The organism is Embleya sp. NPDC059237, assembly GCF_042754105.1.
GTDB lineage: Bacteria > Actinomycetota > Actinomycetes > Streptomycetales > Streptomycetaceae > Embleya.
In genome coordinates, this window is record NZ_JBHZAE010000021.1 from 89,496 (window position 1) to 108,218 (window position 18,723).

Consider the following 18,723-nt stretch of genomic DNA (forward strand, 5'->3'; position numbering starts at 1 on the left):
CTGTGCGCTCAGTGCTCGATGCGGCCGGTCCAGTTCGGCTCCACGACCGCCCACTCGCGCTCCCAGGCGCGGGCTCGGCGGCGGGAGGTCAGCAGGTGCTCCGCGCCGAACGCCCCGGCCGTGACCATGAACGTCGCGGCGAACGCGAGCATCCCGGCGGTGATCGCGTCGACGACGATCGCGTCGTGGGTCGGTGGGGGCGGGGTGGGTCGGCCCTCGGCGTCGAGCCAGATGCCGGTCGTGTCGCCCGCCGCTCCCCCGAGCGGCACCTGCGCCACGCCGGTGTGGGTGGTGCCATCGGCCGCGACCCAGCTCACATCCGCCGCCACCGTCTCCGCGCCGGGTCTGGCCACGGTGGGCGGCTTGGTCATCAGCACGGCGGAAACCCGGTGCTTGTGCGCGAGTTCGCGGCTCCGAGCGGTCTCGCCGGAGTGGATCTGGACATGGACGGCCGCCAGGACGACCAGCGGCACCAGGATCAGGGCCAGGATCGTCAGCGCGAGCGTGGACCGCAGGTGCGTGACGTCGCAGCGCCGATACAGCGGCTCGCGGCCGAGGAGGGCGCGCATGCGGCGTCGCCCTCGTGCGAGCGTTCCGGGCCCGTGCGGCCTCGCGGCGTTCATGGCGCGGTGGCGGGTATCGGCACGACCGCCACCGGGCAGGACGCATGGTGCAGTACCGCGTGGGTGGTGGGGCCCAGGCGCATCGGGAAGGGGCCGTGGGCGCGGTGGGCGGCGACCACCAGCAGATCCGCGTGCGCGGCGACGCCGATCAACGCGTAGGCGGGCGCCCCGGTGGTGACCATGGCCTCGATCGTGACGTCCGGCGCCTTGGCCCTGATCGGCTCCAGGATCTCGGTCAGGAAATGGTCGTGGCCGGCCGCCATGTCCAGCGGGTCGCCCAGCAGTGGCGCCACCACGCCCGGGAAGTAGCCCGCCATCGTCAGGGTCCACACGTGGACGGGGATCACCCTGCCGCCGATGAGGCGCGCCCGCTCCACGGCGAACTCGACCGCCGGCGTGTCGCTGTGATCGGCGACGCCCACGACGACGCTCGGGGTGTCCACCTCGTCGGCCTCCTCGGGCACGACCACCACGGGGCAGGACGTGTGCGCGCACACCCGCAGGGACACCGATCCGAGCAGCAGGCCCGCGAAGCCGCCGTGGCCCCGCGTGCCCACCACGATCGTCTCCGCCCGCCGGCTCGCCTCCAGGATCGCGTCCGCGGCGGGTCCCTCGGCCAGTGAGGTCTCGACCGCCAGGTGGGGGTGTGCCGCGCGGCTCCGGGCTGCGGCCTCTTCCAGGAGGGCCCGGGCTCCCCGGCGGACCTCGTCCGCGCGGGCGTGGCCGCCGAGAGCGGCTTCCGGGACGGCCATCGTCAGGTAGAGGGGCGTCTTCGCGGCGGCGGCGGCGCGGGAACCCCACACGAGCGCGCGCTCACCTCCGGGCGAGCCGTCGTAGCCGACCAGGACCCCGAGGTCGGGGAGATGGGTTCCGGTGCTCATGACTTGTCCAATCGTCGCCGAACGACGTCTCGGGCGGCGGAGTCGGGTTTGCGACATCCGGTCGGCCCCTCACCCTCAGCCTGCGCCCACGCGACCGCCGGACACAGGGCTGCCCGGTACCGCGGGACCGGGACCTTCGGCCCGGTCGACCACCCCCACCGGCCCTGTGCCGGAGGTCGCGAAGGCTCGATGGTGGAGACAGGGCTCTTCCGGTCGGAACCGGTATCTCCCCCGCCTGCCCGCACCCTGACATTCGCCACGTGCTCACAACCGAGACGACCAACACCACCCGAAGGAGCTCGACATGGAATCGCTCGGCACCCGGTCCGACCGGGAAACGATGGACGTGGCCTCCCGGCGTGGTCTCGTGCCGGCCGGCGGCGCCGCCGAGGACCGCTCGAAGGGCCGGATCGTGGTCGGCCTGGACGGCTCGTACGGGTCCGCGGTCGCCCTGCGGTGGGCCGCGCGGGAGGCGGCGGAGCTCGGCGTCGTCCTGGACGTGGTCGCGGCCTGGACCGACGCAGACCCCGAACGTCCGACCCTGGACCACCCGGACGCCCCGCTGTCGGTGGCCCGCGAGCGGCTGGAGCGCGCGCTGGCGGACCTCGTGCGGGTGCCGATCCCGCCGGAGCGCATCGTGGCCACCCCGCTGCACGGCAGCGCCGGCGAGGTCCTGGTCGCCCGCGCACGCGACGCCCGGTTGCTCGTACTGGGCACCAGCGGCATCGAATGCCCCACGATCCCCGGCCCCACCGGGCTGTACTGCCTGCGCCACAGCGCCACCCCGGTGGTCTTCGTCCCCGCGCCGGACGCCTGATCCCACACAATCACCCGGCACCCGACCGCCCGACTGCCCGAGCCTGACGTCCAGGCTCGGGCGGTCGGTCGTTCACGGCGTCCCCGGGGTCCGGTTCCCGGCGACGCGGTTCACGGTCGCACCGGGCCCGGGTGCAGCCGACGTCCGGTGACGCGGCCCGAGGAGACGTAGTCGATGCCGCACGCGTCGAAGAAGTGGATCGAGTCGGGGGCACCGCCGTGTTCCCCGCCTACGCCGATGCGCAGGTTCGGTTGGGTGGCGCGGCCCAGGTCGACGCCGGTGCGCACCAGGCGGCCGACGCCGTCGCGGTCGATGGTCTCGAACGGGGAGGCCGCCTGGATGCCGCGTTCGAGGTAGGCGGTGAGGAAGGACGCCTCGGCGTCGTCGCGGGACAGGACCCGGGTGGTCCGGGTCAGGTCGTTGGTGCCGAAGGAGAAGAAGCCGGAGCGGGGTGGTGTTCAGGTGCGGAAGAGGGCGACCTTGAGCGCGCCGGTCACCGCCGCGCGGGAGAAGACGTCGTAGGCGGTCGGCATTCGGTCAGGCCGATGCGCGGTGCGGCAAGGTACCGGCGAAGACCGCGGCCTGGACGCGGCGTTCGAAGCCGAGTTTGTGCAGCATCGTGGAGACGTAGTTCTTGACGGTCTTCTCCGCCAGGTGCAGACGCTCGGCGATCTGGCGGTTGGTCAGGCCCTCGGCGACCAGGTCGAAGATCCGGCGTTCCTGGTCGGAGAGGGACGCCACGCGCGGGTCCTCGCGTGTTCCGGTGCGGACGCGGTCGAGGACCTTCGTGGTGATCGCCGGATCCAGGAGCGAGCGGCCGGCGGCGACCTCTCGGACCGCGCGCACCAGGTCGGCGCCGCGGATCTGTTTGAGGACGTATCCGGCGGCGCCGGCCATGATCGCGGAGAACAACGCGTCCTCGTCGTCGTACGAGGTCAGGATCAGCGCGTTGATCTCGGGAAAGGACGACCGCACCGCGCGGCACACGTCGACACCGCTGCCGTCCGGCAGGCGCCCGTCCAGGACGGCGACGTCGGGGCGCAGGGCCGGTATTCGTCGCACCGCTTCGAGGGCGGACGCCGATTCGCCGACGATCTCGATGTCCGCCTCGGCGCCGAGCAGGTCGGCCAGGCCGCGACGGACGATCTCGTGGTCGTCGAGGAGGAACACTCTGATCGTGGCGGGCGAATCCGCGTTCGACGCCGTCGGCGCGAGCGTGCGTGTGGCGCCGGAGAGGCGGGGCAGGCGGGCTCCGGCGACGGCTTCGGTGGTGATTCCGGTTTCCATGGTCTGCTCCCCGAGGGTGACGGACGCGTTCGCCCGGTCGGGTCGACGCGATGATCAGTCTCGGGGCGTGCGGGATCATCGCGACAGGGCCGGTGGTCCCGGGACCATCAGGGCCGGGTGGCCCCCGCCCCCACGGGCGCCGGGGACGATGCGCGGACGACCGCGGGATCGATCGGGCCTCGTCGGGGCGCGGCCGGGCCCACGAAACGGCAGGCGATCGTGCGGTCGAGTCCCACCAGGCGGATGACCCGGGCCGGTTGGCCGTGGACCCCGGTCAGAACCAGCGTGGTGTGGGCGCGGGCGCACTGGCGCCGAAGCCGTAGGAACAGGTCGATACCGGAGGTATCGCAGAAAACGAGCGCGCCCAGATCCAACCGAAGTTCGTCGGGGCCGGTTCGGGCGAGGGCGACCAGGGTCGGTTCGATGCTCGCCGCGCTGTCCAGGTCCAGTTCGCCGCGCACTTCCACGGTGAGGTGAGTGGCGGAAGACGCCGCACCACGGTGTCCGGTCGGGGTCGTCGCGATGGTGATCACTATGGTCTCGCTTCCTGGGCTGTCGCTTTCCGCCGGCGCGTCTGCGCGATCAGTTCAGCGGAAGTGCCGGCCGGGTGCCCAGAGGCGGACGGCTCCCGAACGGGGCCGAAGGTCCCGTCCGGGCTCGTCGACGTGTGGGCCCATGCGCTGGCCCGCCCCAGTGGTCAAGCGGCGTGTCCTTGGGGCTTCGAGGGACTCTGCGGTGGGGCGGGCTGCTCGATGGACGTCATGGGGACGGCAGCCGCCTGCTCGCCGTACTCGCCGCGGTCGCGCTTGAGGAGGATGTAGACGGGGATGCCCAGCAACACGGCGAACAGCCCGTAGTAGACGGTCTGGTAGCCGCTGCCCTGGATCGACCAGTAGGAGAATGCCAGGGCGGTGCCCGCCACGAGCACGTCCCGGACGAAGCGGCCCCGACTCCCCTGGCGGGCGTGCGTGAGCAGCCAGTACAGCTGGGCGGCGGCGGAGAACAGGTAGGGGATCGCCGCGGTCAGCACGCTCAGCAGCACGATGCTGGTGAAGACGTTGTCGAAGCTGGTGTAGGCGGCCACCGTGATCAGCGAGGCGAGGACGGTGGCGGCGAGGATGCCGAAGACGGGGGTGTCGCCGCGCTTGCGGGCGAACGCCTTGGGGAACAGGCCCTCGCGGGCCGCCGCGTAGGGCATCTCGGCGCAGATCATCGTCCAGCCGCCCAGCGCGCCGATCCCGGACACGATCGCGGCCACCGCGACCGCGTTGCCGGCCCACGAGCCGCCCGCCATGTTGTCGGCCGCGTCGGTGAACGGCGCCGTGGAGGAGACGAGTTCGGCGTGCGGGACGGCGCCGAAGACGGCGAGCGTGCCGAGCAGGTACACCGCCGCGCAGGCCAGGGTGCCGTAGACGGTGGCGCGCGGCACGTTGCGGCCGGGCTCGCGGACCCGGCCCGCGGCGACCGAGACCGTCTCCAGCCCGATGTAGCTGAACAACGCGATGGCCGCAGCGGCGGAGATCGCGCCCATCGGGGACCCGCCGTGGGCGTTGAAGGTGCCGAGGTTGTCCGTGTCGAGGAAGAGCAGACCGACGGTACCCATCAGGATCAACGGAACGAACTTGAGCACGGTGGTGACGACCTGGAAGGCGCCCATGCTGCGCAGTCCCGCCAGATTGATCGCCGCGGGGATCCACAGGCCCGCCAGCGCGATGGCCACCGATACCCACGTGTCGTGGCCGGTGTTGACGAACACCTCGACGTAGCCGACCCAGGCCACCACGATCGCGGCGTTGCCCGCCCAGGCGGTGATCCAGTACGACCAGGCGTTGAGGAATCCGGCGAACTCGCCGAACGCCTCCCGGGCGTACACGTAGGGACCGCCGCTGCCCGGAACCCGCCGGGACAACCCCCCGAACGTGACCGCGAGCGCCAGGGCGCCGACGGTGACGATGGCGAACGCGACCAGGGAGATCGGGCCGTACGGCGCAAGCGCGGCCGGCAGCGCGAACACGCCGGTGCCGATGATGCTGCCCACCACCAGAGCCGTGGCGGTGGGCAGACCGAACGTCGAGCCGGAGCGGCCCGCTTCATCGGTGGGCGCACCCGATTCCCCGGCTGTGCGGTGGTCGGTGGTCGTTCTTTTCCCGAGCATGGCGCGTCCTCGTCGTCGCGATGGGGTTCGACCGAGCGGGGCGGGATGCCGTGGACGTTCTGCGCCGGCCGAACGTTTGCAGCGTGGTGGCCGCCGTGTCGGCACGCCCGTGCCGAAGGTCCCGACCCGAACGCCGATGGTCACCCCGCCCGCCCCGGCCGTACGGCGCCTCGACGCCGGCTGCGCGGATCGGACCGGGCCGAACGGCCCGGTGCACCGGGCAACGCGGCCCTGTCCCGGCACCCGAATCGGCGACAGGCTCGTGGTGTCCGACCGAAGACGTCGCCATCGACGCCTCGCCGACTCGCCGCATTTCGACCAGGGGGTTCGCATGTTGCAACGCAAGATCGAGGACGTCATGACCCGTGACGTGGTCACCGTCGGCCCCGACACCGAGTTCCGCGACATCGTCGCCGCGTTGCACGCCCGGCGGATCAGCGCCCTGCCGGTCGTCGACGACGAGCGGCGGATCCTGGGCATCGTCTCGGAGGCGGACCTCCTGCGTGCCCAGGTGGAACAGGCCGAGGACACCCACCTCCTGCCGGGCCTGCGCCGACTGGCCAACCGACACACCAAGGGCGAGGGCCACACGGCGCACGAGTTGATGACCACTCCCGTGGTGAGCGTGGAACCCGTCGCCGGCACCCTGCGCGGCGCGCGTCTGATGGACCGCCATCACGTCAAGCGCCTCCCGGTGGTCGACGCGGACGGTCGGCTGATCGGCATCGTCAGCCGCTGCGACCTGCTGCGCACCTTCCTGCGTCCGGACGCCGAGATCCGCGCCGAGATCGAGCAGGACGTACTGCGCGCGGCGCTGTGGCTGGAGCCCGGCACGATCGTGGTGGACGTGCGCGACGCGGTGGTGTGCCTGTCCGGGGCGGTCGACAACCGCAGTCTCATCGACATCGTGCTGCGGCTGTGTCGTGCCGTCGACGGCGTCGAGAGCGTGACCCACACCCTGACCTTCGACTTCGACGACAGCCACATCAGGCCCGGACCGGCGCACTTCGGCCGCCGCGTGCTGCCCGGCCGTTGAGGAGAGCACCGTGTTCCACGTCTCCGGCCGCATCGGCCTCATCCCCAAGCAACACCTGGATCGGCTCCTGGCGTTCGGCCGGCCGGTCACGTTCGAGCCGGGCACCCGCCTGTTCGAGGAGAACCGGCCGGCCCGCGCCTTCTGGCTCGTCGAGGGCGGCTCCGTCTGCCTGGACGTGCACGTCCCCGGCGGGCCCGCGGCGACCGTCGAGACACTGGGACCGGGTGAACTCGTCGGCTGGAGCTGGCTGTTCCCGCCCTACCGGTGGCACCTGGGTGGCCGCGCCGTCGGCACTGTCCGGGCCGTGGAGTTCGACGCGGGCGCGGTGCGGGCCGAATGCGAGCGCGATCCCGACTTCGGCCGAGCGATCACCCTCGCGTGCGCGCAGGTGGTCGCCGACCGCCTCCAGGCGAGTCGACTGCGACTGCTGGACCTGTACGGGCCCCACCACTCGACGAACAACGAACCCGCGGAGGGCTGAGAGGGCGCAGGCTCCGGAACCTTTCGGTGGCCGGGGCCTGTGGCGTGCCCGGAGGGCGTCGACGCGGGCCGCGTTTGATCGAAGGGCCGAACGGCCCTGCCGGTGGCCGCCGGCTTCGGTACACGCTGTCGTATCCCGCGGTCGGCGGGGCGACCCGTATTCCATCCACACTCGATTCCAGGAGTTCGACGTGAACGACAACTCTTCCACCGGCGCAACGGCCGCCCACGACGACGGGGCCGTGCGCGGTCACGTCGTCGTGGGCGTGGACGGTTCGCCCATTTCGGATCTCGCGACGCATCGGGCCGCCGACGAGGCGGCGCTGCGTCACGTGCCTCTGGAGGTCATGCATGTCGTCGACCGGGTCCCGGCCGATGGCGACGAGGACCGTGCGGCGCGGTTACGGCAGGAGGCGCGGATTCTGGTGGGTGACGCCGCCGAGCGTGCCCGACGACGCCGACCCGAACTGGAGGTCGTCACCACGGTCGCCCTCGCCCCGACCATCCCCACTCTGGAGGAGGCCTGCGAGCGCGCGGCGCTCGTCGTGCTCGGCAGTCGTGGTCGGGGCGGCTTCGCGGGCCTGCTGCTGGGCTCGGTCTCGTTGTCCGTCGCGGCCTCGTCTCGCTGCCCCGTTCTCATCGTCCACGCACGACACGGCAACGCCCCGGCGGACGAACCGGGCACCGTCGTGGTGGGCGTCTCCGACTTCGACTGCCACCCCGCCGTCGAGGCCGCGTTCGTGGCGGCCCAGGCACGAGGTGTGCCGTTGCGTGCGCTGCACGCCTGGACACCGCCGGTGTCCCCGGCCGCGCCCTATGCGGCCCCGCTGTGGTCCGGCGACGAGGGACGCAGGGCCGCCGAGGCCACGCTCGGCGCGGCTCTCGCTCCGTTCGTGGACAAGTATCCCGAGGTGTCCGTCACCGAGCAGGTCGTGTGTGACATTCCCACTCACGCGCTTTTGTCCGCCACGGACGAGGCCGATCTGATCGTGCTGGCCGCCCATCGCCGTCACGGCCGCTTCGGCCCCAACCTCGGCCACGTCGCCCATGCCCTGCTGCATCACAGCAAGGCTCCGGTTCTGCTGATCCCCATCGATTGACGCGTCCCCCAGCACAGGTCGGCCGAGGCCGCCGGGCGTTCAACCGCCCGGCGGCCTCGACGTGTTCGGTGTGTCAGTCCGATGGCACGACCAAGAGCGGCGCGTGCGCGTGGTGCAGCAAGGCGATCGCCGTGTGTCCAAGGCGGGGTCCGAAGTGGTGCGGCGAGGGATGCCGCCCGACGACGACCAGGCCCGCGTCCCGCGACGCCGCGACGAGTGCGGCGCCGGCACCTCCCTGGACGACGCGTTCCTCGACCGCCACCCGCGGGTGGGTCTCCCGCAGCGGCGACACCACGGTCGCGAGCACCCGGCGCGCGAACTCCTGGGCGCGGTGGTAGGGCGTCTCGGCCCCCTGTGGCTCTCGCAGCGCTCGCGGGACATCGGGGAAATCCCAGGCGTGCACCACGATCAGGCCCACCTCACGTGCTCGGGCCTCGGCGAAGGCGCGCTCCAGCGCGGGTCGGCTGTCCTCGTCGGCAACGCCCACCACCACGGGCCGCTCGGCCGCCACCCGGGTGCGGACCACAAGGAGGGGGCAGGGCGCCCGACCGGCCAGGGCCAGGCTCACCGACCCGAGCAGGATCCCGGCGAACGCACCGTGTCCACGGCTTCCCACGACCAGCAGATCGGCCCGCTTGGCGACCTCCAGCAGCCCCGCCACGGGGCTGTCGCGCACGACCGAGGAACGTATCCCGATCTCGTGCTGTCGCGACCGGGCAACGTCCGTGGCCTCCCGGCGGATCCGTTCGACGTGGTCGCTCAGCGCCTCGCGGTAGCCGGCGTACCGCTCGTGCGCCGATCCCTCCCAGGCGAACACGATCTCCAACTCCGCGCCCCGGCGGGCGGTTTCGTCGGCGGCCTCGATCACGGCGGCGGTCGCCTCGGGCGAACCGTCGGTCGCCGCGACGACGAGCGGTGTCCGGTCCATGTCACGTCTCCATTCACGCGGGTGGGTGACGCCTCGTGCTCACCGTCGCGCTCGCTCCCGGACGCCCGACAGGGCCGACCGGCCCTGCGCGGGGGCCGATCGACCCGTCCGGTGCCGACGCCTGCGTCAACGGATCGTGCCCATCCCGGCTCGCACGTGCCGCTTGAAGGCCGGTGGAAAGGCCCGGATCAGCCGGTCGAGTGCATCGGCCAACTCCCGTACCGCAGCCTGTCCGTAGGCGTTGAGCGTGGGCTCGGACCGGGCTTGGTGAGCGAGCACTTCGTCGTCCACCGCGGCGGCGGCGCAGCGGGCGACCTCGCCGGGCATCACGAGCAGGCTCTGCGCGTTGTCGGCGAGCAGGCACCACGGTGGCACGGTGGTGGGGACCATCGGTGCCAGACGCCGCCAGGACGGTCCGACGGTCATCGAGGCCGCGACCGGCGCGAGTCGGCGGCGCAGGTCGAGGAACGGGGTCAGGAACGTGCTCAGGTCGGTTTCCGCCTGGTGCACCTCGTGGACCACCGCGGCGCGCACCGTGGCCATCGCCCCGAATCGCATCGCCGCGGCGCCTGCCAGGGCGCCGATGAGTGTGCCGCCGGCGGTGATCCACGCGATGGTGACCTCGGACGCGGCCACGGCTCCCCCGACCCTCGGCGTGCGTGCGGTGTACCGGTCACGCTCGCACGCGCCGTTGTGCTCCCGATCCCGGGTCGCCGTTTCCGGTCAGTGGGCACGGAGTCCGTGTGCGCGGAACTGCGCGCGGACGCGCTCGACCAGTCCGGCCCGCGGCAGTGGCGTATCTCGCAACGGGAAGGTGATGCCCAGGTCGTCGTACTTGGCGGCGCCGAGTTTGTGGAAGGGCAGCACGTCGACGCGTTCGACGTTGCCCAACCCTGCCGCGAACGCCGCGAGTTCGTCGATCATCGCGGGATCCTCGGTCAGCCCCGGGACCAGCACGAAGCGCAGCCACACCGGGATGCCCAGGTCGGCCAGGCGCCGGGCGAACACGAGCGTGGGCGCGAGTTCGCGGCCGGTGAGTCGACGGTAGGCGTCGGGATCGAAGGACTTGACGTCGAGCAGGACGAGGTCGGTCGCGGACAACAGGCGATCGCCGGCGCGGGCCCCGAGGTATCCGGAGGTGTCCAGCGCGGTGTGCAGGCCCAGTTCGCGACAGCGGCACAACACCGCCTCGACGAACGGGGCCTGGAGCAGGGGTTCGCCGCCGGTGATCGTGACGCCCCCGCCGCTCGCACGCAGGAAGTCCCGGCATGCCTTGATCTCGTCCATCACCGCGTCGACGTCCGTGCGCCGGCCGTCGCGCAGGTGCCAGGTGTCCGGGTTGGCGCAGTACAGGCAGCGCAGCGGGCAGCCGTTCACGAACAGCACGAAGCGGGTCCCGGGCCCGTCCACGCCCGTGGACATGTCCCACGAGTGCACCAGCCCGATGTCGCCGTTGTTGCGGGGGTGGGTGCCGTGCACGGTCGGGCCCGGGATCGCTCGCACCGTGCTCACCGGGCCTCGTGGAAGGTCCGGCCGATCACGTCGAGCTGCTGCTCGCGGGTCAGGCGGACGAAGCGGACCGCGTATCCGGAGACGCGGATGGTCAGGTCCGGGTACCGCTCGGGGTGTTCCATGGCGTCGGTGAGCGTGGCCCGGTCGAGCACGTTGACGTTCATGTGGAAGCCGCCGGAGGCGAAGTAGCCGTCGAGCAGGCCGACCAGGTTGTCGGCGCGCTCGCTCGGATCGTGGCCGAGTCCCTCGGGGGTCACGGTCGAGGTCAGCGAGATGCCGTCGCGGGCCGACTCGTAGGGGATCTTGGCGACCGACAGCGCGGAGGCGGCCATGCCGTGCCGGTCGCGGCCGTTCATCGGGTTGGCCCCGGGCGCGAACGGTGTACCGGCGCGGCGCCCGTCGGGGGTGTTGCCGGTGTGTTTGCCGTAGACCACGTTGGAGGTGATGGTCAGCACCGACAGCGTGTGCTCGGCGTCCCGATAGGTGGGGTGGCGCCGCAGTTTGGTCAGGAACGAGCGCACCAGGCCGACCGCGATCGTGTCGGCGCGGTCGTCGTTGTTGCCGAACGCGGGATACTCCCCCAGGACGCGGTAGTCGACGGCCAGGCCGGTGTCCGCGTCGCGGATCACCTCGACTCCCGCGTGCCGAACCGCCGAGAGGCTGTCCGCGACCACCGAGAGTCCGGCGATGCCGCAGGCCATGGTGCGGTGTACGGGATGGTCGTGCAGCGCCATCTCCAGGCGCTCGTAGGCGTACTTGTCGTGCATGTGGTGGATGATGTTGAGCGCGTCGACATAGACGCCCGCCAGCCAGTCCAGGACGTGGTCGAACGCCGCGTCGAGCTCCGCCGGATCGAGCCGATCACCGGTCAGCGGAAGGGACTTCGGGCCGACCTGCTCGCCGCTGATCTCGTCCCGGCCGCCGTTGATCGCGTACAGCAGGGCCTTGGCGAGGTTGACCCGGGCGCCGAAGAACTGCATGTCCTTGCCCACGGCCATCGCCGACACGCAGCACGCGATCGCGGTGTCGTCCCCGGTGCGCGGGCGCATCAGGTCGTCGGACTCGTACTGGATCGAGCTGGTGTCGATGGAAACCTGCGCGCAATAGCGCCTGAAGGCGAGCGGCAACCCGGGCGACCACAGCACGGTCAGGTTCGGCTCGGGCGCGGGCCCCAGGTTGTACAGGGTCCGCAGGTAGCGGAAGGAGGTGCGCGAGACCAGCGGACGCCCGTCGGTGCCGATGCCGCCGAGGGATTCGGTGACCCAGGTGGGGTCGCCGGAGAACAGCGTGTCGTACTCGGGGGTGCGCAGGAAGCGGATGATCCGCAGCTTGATCACGAAGTCGTCGATCAGCTCCTGGGCGCGGCTCTCGTCGATGCGGCCCTCGCGCAGGTCCCGCTCCAGGTAGACGTCCAGGAACGTGGAGGTGCGGCCGAGCGACATCGCGGCGCCGTTCTGCTCCTTGGTCGCGGCCAGGTAGGCCAGGTACAGCCACTGCACGGCCTCGTGCGCGGTGGCCGCAGGGCGGGCGACGTCGCAGCCGTAGGTCGCGGCCATCTCCTTCAACTCGACCAGGGCGCACATCTGTTCGGCCAGTTCCTCCCGATCCCGGATCACCTCGGCGGTGGCGGACAGCGAATCAAGGGCGCTGCGGTCGGCCCGCTTGGCCTCGATCAGCCGGTCCACGCCGTACAGGGCCACGCGCCGGTAGTCGCCGATGATCCGCCCCCGGCCGTAGGCGTCCGGGAGCCCGGTGATCAGACCCGCTCGGCGCGCGCGCAGGATCTCGGGGGTGTACGCGTCGAAGACGGCGTCGTTGTGGGTCTTGCGGTAGGTGCCGAACACCGCGCGCACGAACGGGTCCATCTCGTAGCCGTAGGCGCGCAGGCCGCTCTCGACCATGCGCAGCCCGCCGCCCGGCATGATCGCCCGCTTGAGCGGGGCGTCGGTCTGCAGGCCGACGATCAGCTCCCGGTCGCGGTCGATCCAGCCGGGGGCGTGCGAGGTGATCGTGGACGGCGTCGCGGTGTCCACGTCCAACACACCCTTGCGGCGCTCCTCGGGGAACAGCGCGGACACCCGCTCCCACACCGCGCGCGTGCGCACGGTGGCCTCGCACAGGAAGTCCGCGTCGCCGGTGTAGGGCATGTGGTTGGTGTGGATGAAGTCGCGGACGTCGACGCCGTGTTGCCAAGCCCCGGAGCGGAAGTCGCGCCAGGGCGCGAGGTCGACATCCGAGGGGGATGTGGTGGTGGTCGTCATGGTGGCCTCTCGATGGACTCGATCGACTCGATCTCGGCACCTCACACACTGGCCGCCCCCCACCGCGCCGGGCAGGGGCGGACGGCCCGATCGACGCTGCCGAACGGCCCGGCCCCGGGGGGTGTCGAGCCGGTTCGCCGAGGGACGTCACGTGCCCTTTCCGGTGGCGACGAGTGAACGTGTCTGGTGAGCGATCTCGATGTCCTCGCGGGCGGTGACGACGAGCGTGCGGACCGGGCCGCCGGCGGCGCCCACGTCGGCGTCGCCGCGCGCCTCGGCGTTGGCGCGCGGGTCGAGGCGCACGCCCAGGAAGGCGAGTTCGCGAACGGCGTCGGCCCGGATGGCGTCGTCGTGTTCGCCGACTCCGCCGGTGAAGGCGAGCACGTCCAGGCCGCCCATCGCGGCGGCCATGGCGGCGATCTTCGTCCGGAGTCGATAGGCGTAGATCCGGCGGGCGATCGCGGCGCGCCGATCGCCGGCCTCGGCCGCGGCGCGGATGGCCCGCATGTCCCCGCCGTGTCCGGCCAGCGCCGCCATGCCTCCGCCGTGTTCCAGCGCCTGTTCGAGGTCTTCCACGGCGACGCCTTGGCGCTGGAGCCACAGGATCAGGCCCGGGTCGACGTCGCCCGCCCGGGTCGCCATGACCAACCCCTCGGCCGGGGTGAATCCCATGGTCGTGTCGACCGACTCGCCGCCGCGTACGGCGGCCAGCGAGGCCCCCGCGCCCAGGTGGCAACTCACCACCCGTGCCGACGCCGGGTCCACGCCCGCCAGTTCGCAGGCCCGCCGGGCGGCATACGCGTGGGACAGGCCGTGGAAGCCGTACCGGCGCAGCCCCCACTTCGTGCGCCAGCCCTCGGGCAGGGCGTACGTACTCGCCTCAGCCGGCAGCGTGCGGTGGAACGCGGTGTCGAAGCAGGCGACCGCCGGCACGCCCGGCAGCGCGCGACGAACCGCGTCGATCCCCGCGAGCGCCCGCCCCTGGTGCAGCGGCGCCAACGGCGCGAGGCCGGCGATCCGCGCGAACACCGACGGATCGAGCCGGGTCGCACCGGTGAACTCCGCTGCGCCGTGCACCACCCGGTGTCCGACGGCGTCGACGGTCCCGGCATCGCGCAGAAATCCGGACACCGCCCCGTCCGGAATCACATCGGGGCACTCGATGGTCGACGCGCACACGACGGTGTCGCGCGCGTCGAGTACCGACAGCTTCACGGTCGACGACCCGGCGTTGACGACAAGGACTCGATCGGGGCTCGTCATGTGTACTCCTTCGCGATTGATCTGCATTCGATGCGCGGACCCGGGGATCGCATCCGCGGCGCACTCTCGGCAACCGAGACTCGCACGGGTTCAGGCGTCACCCATCCGGGGACGCAACCTGCGACCGGTGACATCCCTCGGACGGACCCGGGTCCACACCTCCGGGACGCCTTCGGACCAGGTGCGGGCCTCCGCCGTCGCCAACCGGGCCGTCTCGGCCGGATCGGTCACGGGCTCGGCGTCGCCGATCACGAGCACACTCCACCCCAACCGGGCGATCCGAATCAGCTCGTCCACCTCGAAGGCCACCCGCCCGACCAGATCGGCGGGCCGCGAGCCCACCGCGCTGCGGTAGATCACATCCGTGCCGTCCATCAGGTAGTCGACCGGCAGCGAACGGCTCCCGGGTCATCGCCGGGGCAACGCGCCCGACGTCGTGCAGGAACAGTCGGGCCCGGCACTCCTCCTCGGTCATCACGACCAACTCCCGCGTCTCGGGCGCGGCAGGGGACGCGGGTGCCGGTTCCGGCGCGGGCGGCGCCTCCGCGATGCCGCGCAACAGGTGTTCGGCGCTGGTACCCAGTGCCGCCGCCAAACCCGTGAGCGCCGCGAACGACACCGGCGCGGACCCCTCCTCCAAGTGTTCGAGCCAGTCCACCGACAGGTCCGTACGGCGCGCGAGTTGCCGCACGGTGAGCCCGAGGCCACGTCGCCGCAGCCGTACGCCGACCGCCAGGACAAGGTGGTCGGGGCGGTGTGTACCCGCCGTTTCATCGTCCATGTGTGCCGCCTCCGTGGATAGGTGCGCTATCTCCTCCGACGGTTGCGCCACAGGGAGGATTCCGGCAGGGCCGTTGGACCCGCTCGAACGGAAATCGGCCGGGTTCGAGGGCACTTGCGAGGCGTTCGGCCGGATCACTCGCCCTGGATTTCGGGTGTGCGGTGATACAGCGTCACAGGGACATACGGCCAGGCCGGGGTGAAGGGGGCGAGGGCCGTCCGGACGGCACCTCGTACACGGCGGAAGGCGGTTGCCGTCGGGGAGGCGGCGACCGTGATGTCGGCGACGACGACGCTCTCGCGCGCTGTCAGGCCGACGTGCACGTCGGCCGGCGCGGTCACCCCGGCGAGCGCGCGGGACACCGCACGTGCCACCACCCGGTGCGCGGTGGGACCGACCGGGGAGAACGCGCGGTGGCACGCGGCCTCGACATCCGCCGGCCCGCACACCACGTCCGCGTGCGACAGTGTCCAGGTCCCGCCCAGGGTGTCGACGGGTCCACAGACCACCAGCGGGACACCGGCCACGAGCGCGCACATCGCGCCCTGCTCGCGTGCCGTCTGCGGCCCGGCCTCGGTGCGCACGTCCACGACGACGTCGACGTCCGGTGCGAGCAGTGGGCATCCGCCCCCCACTGTCCAGGCCACACACGGTGCCTCGGTATCGACCGCCGATCCCCCGTGGCAGCGCAGCACCCTGTGCCCGGCCGCGGTCAGCTCGCCCGCGACCGGCTCGCAGCCGCCTGTGTGCGACTCGGTCAGCACGATTTTCAACCCCCGTCGACGCATGATCCCTCCCCTGGGTCGCGTCCCAATCTGCCCGCCGACGCGATGCCGCGGAAGGGCCGAACGTCGCTCCGCAGATGACGCGTTCGAGCCAGTGCGCCCCTTCATTCGAGCTGCCGCGCGCCGGCCCACTCCGGGTGGCGCACTCCGGGTGGCGAATCAGGACGCGGGAGACACCCGGGCCGAACGGCCCCGGACGCCGGGCAACGCGGCCCTGTCACACCGTCGACGGCGGTCGCATGCTGAGGATGTCCCCCGGGAGGTGACACGGTGAACGTCCTCATCGCGTACGCGAGCGCGCGCGGCAGTACGCAGGCAATCGCCCACCCCATCGGAGAGCGCCTGCGCGGGCGCGGACCGCACGCGCGGGTCGGCCCGATGGACGACGTCGACGAGCACTGCCTCGAACTCGCCGACCGTCCGATCTGGCTGTTCGACGTCGGCTCGGCCCGCGTGCTCGGAGGCGGCTTCGAGCGCCGCGCCCCCACTCCCGAGAGCGTCGCGAGGATCTCCGCCGTCGCGAAGGTGCACGATCATCACCGCTTCGCCGACGCCATCGCCCGCGACGATCTTTCGTTCCGCGGTCGGCTGTTCCTCCGTCTGGTGGGGGGACGGTACGGCGATTTCCGGAACCGGGACGAGATCGAGGCGTGGGCGGACACCATCGCCGCCGAGTTCGTTCCGCGAGCGCCCACGTCGGGAGGTACGACATGACACACGGCACGATCGGGGACGTGATGACGCGTGACGTCGTCACCGTCGGCTCCGGCGCCCGCTTCCGTGACATCGCGAGGGTGCTGGAGACGTGGCAGGTGAGTGCACTTCCGGTGGTGGACGATGCCCATCGGCTGCTCGGCATCGTCTCGGAGGCGGACCTGCTGCACGTGCGCGTTGCCGGCGCCGAGATGTCGCGGACACGGCAGGGCTGGGCACGGGAACGCGAGGTATCGCCACCCGATGAGGCACTCACCGCGCGAGGTCTGATGACCGCTCCGGTGATCACCGTGGCAACGACCTCGAGTACCCGTTGGGCGGCTCGGCTGATGGACCGCCACCGCGTCAAGCGCCTTCCGGTGGTGGACCGGTCCGGGCGGCTGGTGGGCATCGTCAGCCGAGGCGACCTGCTGGGCGCCCTCGTGCGCTCAGACGCGGAGATCCGCGCGGAGATCGAGCGCGAGGTCCTCGGCGAGGCCCTGTGTCTGGCTCCCGGAACGATCGAGGTCGAGGTCCGCGACGGCGTCGTACATCTCACGGGCGAGGTCGACCACCCCACCCTCGTCGACGTCGTGACACGGCTGTGCGCCGCCGTGGACGGCGTCGAGGAGGTCACCCACGGACTCACCCGAGCCCGCGGTCCCGAACGCCCCTTCCACCCGCCGAAGGGCGGATGTGTGGAAGGGTGGTAGACGAAGGGCCCCGACGCACAGACACCGACGCCCACCCGCCGACAGCGGGCTCGGGCAACACCGGTGGGTACGCGTCGGGACCCACCGGTCTCAGGTCCGGTGGCGCTCGTTGCCCTGGTGCAACTCGGTCATGTACACGGCGGCCTGGACGCGCCGTTCGAGACCGAGTTTGTTCAGGACCGCCGAGACGTAGTTCTTGACCGTCTTCTCCGCCAGGCCGAGGCTTTCGGCGATCTCGCGGTTGGTCTGCCCCTGGGCAATGTGCTCCAGGACCTGTTGTTCCCGTTCGCTGAGCCCGGTCGGCCCCGGCTCCGCGGCCGGTCCCTGACGTACACGTTCCAGGACGCGCGTGGTCACCGCCGGGTCGAGCAGCGACTGTCCCGCGGCGACCGCACGCACGGCGGCGATCAGGTCCCGGCCGCGGATCTGCTTGAGCACGTAGCCCGCCGCGCCGGCCATGATCGCCGCGAACAGCGCGTCCTCGTCGTCGTACGAGGTCAGGATCAACGCGTTGATCTCGGGGAAGCGCGAACGCACCTCGCGGCACACGTCGATGCCGCTGCCGTCCGGCAGGCGCCCGTCGAGAATGGCGACGTCCGGCCGCAACGCCGGGATGCGCCGGGCCGCTTCGGCGGCCGAGCCCGACTCGCCGACGATCTCGATGTCGGGTTCACCACCGAGCAGGTCGGCCAGCCCCCTGCGAACCACCTCGTGGTCGTCCAGCAGGAACACACGGATGGGCGATGTCGACACGGCCCTCCTCCCGAGATCGCACGTAACTCCATTGTCGGACGTCGTGGACGCCCGTGCCTGTCACACCGTCACCGTATCGGGCGGTGCAGCCCCAGGAGAACGGTCAGCAGGTCACGGTCGGTGAGAACCCCGAGCGCCGCGCCGCCGGCGTCGAGGACGAGCAGCGCGTCGCGGCGGTGCCTGAGCAACTGCTCACCCGCCGTCACCACGTCGGTGTCGGGGGAGACGAAGGTCGTCTCGGTGTCTGCGACGACGCGTCCGGCGGTGTGCTGCTTGAGGCCCAGCGGGTCCAGGGTCCAGACGGCGGCAAGGTCGCGGTCACTGATCAGGCCCAGGGCCCGATCGCCGTCGACGACGCCGACGTGGTGCAGCCGAGTGGTGATCATGTTGTCCATCACCGCCCACAACGTGTCCTCGGCAGCCACCGTGACCACCGGTCCGTGCATCACCTCGCGCACGGTCGGAATGCGCGGGCTCGTGTCCGGGATGGACTGCGTCGTCTCGGTCATGGCGTTACTCCTGTCGCGTGTGTGGCCACGGGGATCGGGTGGCGGTCTTCCCCGTCCGGCGCGGCACCGACGGGACCGTGAGGTCGGGCCGGACGTGGTCCGGGGTCCGCTTCGCCGTGGGCATGGGTTTCTCCTCGATGAGAGGT

At 71.9% G+C, this 18,723-nt stretch carries 20 protein-coding genes and 2 pseudogenes; 6 read left to right on the forward strand and 16 right to left on the reverse strand.

Translation table 11 applies throughout. The features are described 5' to 3' along the window. Window positions 1–8: 8 nt before the first annotated feature. Both ACFXKZ_RS43390 and ACFXKZ_RS43395 read right to left on the reverse strand, forming a co-directional pair. Window positions 9–569, reverse strand: coding sequence for a hypothetical protein (locus ACFXKZ_RS43390; protein ID WP_380010672.1), 561 nt, complete (start codon window positions 567–569; stop codon window positions 9–11). 50 nt (window positions 570–619) lie between these two features. Next, window positions 620–1,504: a universal stress protein gene (locus ACFXKZ_RS43395; RefSeq protein WP_380010675.1), complete on the reverse strand. Its 885-nt coding sequence runs from the start codon at window positions 1,502–1,504 to the stop codon at window positions 620–622. Between the two features lie 304 nt (window positions 1,505–1,808). On the opposite strand from ACFXKZ_RS43395, the gene ACFXKZ_RS43400 reads away from it, so the two are divergent. Continuing rightward, window positions 1,809–2,321: a universal stress protein gene (locus ACFXKZ_RS43400; RefSeq protein WP_380010678.1), complete on the forward strand. Its 513-nt coding sequence runs from the start codon at window positions 1,809–1,811 to the stop codon at window positions 2,319–2,321. Window positions 2,322–2,431: 110 nt separating this feature from the next. Here the strand turns inward: ACFXKZ_RS43400 and ACFXKZ_RS43405 are convergent. The 4 genes and pseudogenes from ACFXKZ_RS43405 to ACFXKZ_RS43420 form a co-directional block, all read right to left on the reverse strand. Next, a pseudogene (locus ACFXKZ_RS43405) lies at window positions 2,432–2,761 on the reverse strand (putative PEP-binding protein); the annotation flags it as partial. 97 nt (window positions 2,762–2,858) lie between these two features. Further along, a complete protein-coding gene (locus tag ACFXKZ_RS43410) occupies window positions 2,859–3,608 on the reverse strand; it encodes a response regulator (RefSeq protein WP_380010681.1) in 750 nt (249 codons plus the stop codon). Window positions 3,609–3,715: 107 nt separating this feature from the next. Then, window positions 3,716–4,075 carry an STAS domain-containing protein gene (locus ACFXKZ_RS43415; protein WP_380010684.1) on the reverse strand — a complete coding sequence of 120 codons (360 nt, stop codon included), beginning with the start codon at window positions 4,073–4,075 and terminating at the stop codon, window positions 3,716–3,718. A gap of 230 nt (window positions 4,076–4,305) precedes the next feature. Next, window positions 4,306–5,649, reverse strand: coding sequence for an amino acid permease (locus ACFXKZ_RS43420; RefSeq protein WP_380010978.1), 1,344 nt, complete (start codon window positions 5,647–5,649; stop codon window positions 4,306–4,308). 445 nt (window positions 5,650–6,094) lie between these two features. Here ACFXKZ_RS43420 and ACFXKZ_RS43425 point away from each other — a divergent pair, with 445 nt between their 5' ends. The 3 genes from ACFXKZ_RS43425 (at window position 6,095) to ACFXKZ_RS43435 (ending at window position 8,379) form a co-directional block, all read left to right on the forward strand. Next, entirely contained in the window at window positions 6,095–6,799 is a 705-nt protein-coding gene (locus ACFXKZ_RS43425; RefSeq protein ID WP_380010686.1) for a CBS domain-containing protein, read from the forward strand. A gap of 10 nt (window positions 6,800–6,809) precedes the next feature. Further along, window positions 6,810–7,280, forward strand: coding sequence for a Crp/Fnr family transcriptional regulator (locus ACFXKZ_RS43430; protein ID WP_380010689.1), 471 nt, complete (start codon window positions 6,810–6,812; stop codon window positions 7,278–7,280). 190 nt (window positions 7,281–7,470) lie between these two features. After that, on the forward strand, window positions 7,471–8,379 hold the full coding sequence (locus ACFXKZ_RS43435) for a universal stress protein (protein ID WP_380010692.1): 909 nt from the start codon (window positions 7,471–7,473) through the stop codon (window positions 8,377–8,379). Between the two features lie 73 nt (window positions 8,380–8,452). Here ACFXKZ_RS43435 and ACFXKZ_RS43440 read toward each other — a convergent pair whose 3' ends face one another. The 8 genes and pseudogenes from ACFXKZ_RS43440 to ACFXKZ_RS43475 form a co-directional block, all read right to left on the reverse strand. Further along, a complete protein-coding gene (locus tag ACFXKZ_RS43440; RefSeq protein WP_380010695.1) occupies window positions 8,453–9,307 on the reverse strand; it encodes a universal stress protein in 855 nt (284 codons plus the stop codon). Window positions 9,308–9,433: 126 nt separating this feature from the next. Next, on the reverse strand, window positions 9,434–9,943 hold the full coding sequence (locus ACFXKZ_RS43445; protein ID WP_380010698.1) for a hypothetical protein: 510 nt from the start codon (window positions 9,941–9,943) through the stop codon (window positions 9,434–9,436). Window positions 9,944–10,030: 87 nt separating this feature from the next. Continuing rightward, window positions 10,031–10,810, reverse strand: coding sequence for a pyruvate formate-lyase-activating protein (pflA, locus tag ACFXKZ_RS43450; RefSeq protein ID WP_380010981.1), 780 nt, complete (start codon window positions 10,808–10,810; stop codon window positions 10,031–10,033). Between the two features lie 5 nt (window positions 10,811–10,815). Next, window positions 10,816–13,080, reverse strand: a complete 2,265-nt coding sequence (gene pflB / locus ACFXKZ_RS43455) for a formate C-acetyltransferase (RefSeq protein WP_380010701.1) — start codon at window positions 13,078–13,080, stop codon at window positions 10,816–10,818. A gap of 147 nt (window positions 13,081–13,227) precedes the next feature. Next, entirely contained in the window at window positions 13,228–14,343 is a 1,116-nt protein-coding gene (locus ACFXKZ_RS43460; RefSeq protein WP_380010704.1) for an acetate/propionate family kinase, read from the reverse strand. Between the two features lie 90 nt (window positions 14,344–14,433). Then, window positions 14,434–14,736, reverse strand: coding sequence for a pyridoxamine 5'-phosphate oxidase family protein (locus ACFXKZ_RS43465; RefSeq protein WP_380010984.1), 303 nt, complete (start codon window positions 14,734–14,736; stop codon window positions 14,434–14,436). 181 nt (window positions 14,737–14,917) lie between these two features. Beyond that, window positions 14,918–15,124 (reverse strand): annotated as a pseudogene (locus tag ACFXKZ_RS43470) (helix-turn-helix domain-containing protein); the annotation flags it as partial. 134 nt (window positions 15,125–15,258) lie between these two features. Further along, window positions 15,259–15,912 carry a hypothetical protein gene (locus ACFXKZ_RS43475; protein WP_380010707.1) on the reverse strand — a complete coding sequence of 218 codons (654 nt, stop codon included), beginning with the start codon at window positions 15,910–15,912 and terminating at the stop codon, window positions 15,259–15,261. Window positions 15,913–16,179: 267 nt separating this feature from the next. Between ACFXKZ_RS43475 and ACFXKZ_RS43480 the strand changes: the two genes are divergently transcribed. Next, window positions 16,180–16,623, forward strand: coding sequence for a hypothetical protein (locus ACFXKZ_RS43480; protein WP_380010710.1), 444 nt, complete (start codon window positions 16,180–16,182; stop codon window positions 16,621–16,623). Then, window positions 16,620–17,315 carry a CBS domain-containing protein gene (locus ACFXKZ_RS43485; RefSeq protein WP_380010713.1) on the forward strand — a complete coding sequence of 232 codons (696 nt, stop codon included), beginning with the start codon at window positions 16,620–16,622 and terminating at the stop codon, window positions 17,313–17,315. Before ACFXKZ_RS43480 ends, ACFXKZ_RS43485 begins: the two co-directional genes overlap by 4 nt. Before the next feature lie 90 nt (window positions 17,316–17,405). Here the strand turns inward: ACFXKZ_RS43485 and ACFXKZ_RS43490 are convergent, their stop codons facing one another. Together ACFXKZ_RS43490 and ACFXKZ_RS43495 are read right to left on the reverse strand one after the other, a co-directional pair. Beyond that, entirely contained in the window at window positions 17,406–18,068 is a 663-nt protein-coding gene (locus ACFXKZ_RS43490) for a response regulator (RefSeq protein WP_380010716.1), read from the reverse strand. 68 nt (window positions 18,069–18,136) lie between these two features. Beyond that, a complete protein-coding gene (locus ACFXKZ_RS43495) occupies window positions 18,137–18,577 on the reverse strand; it encodes a CBS domain-containing protein (RefSeq protein WP_380010719.1) in 441 nt (146 codons plus the stop codon). Between the last annotated feature and the right edge of the window lie 146 nt (window positions 18,578–18,723).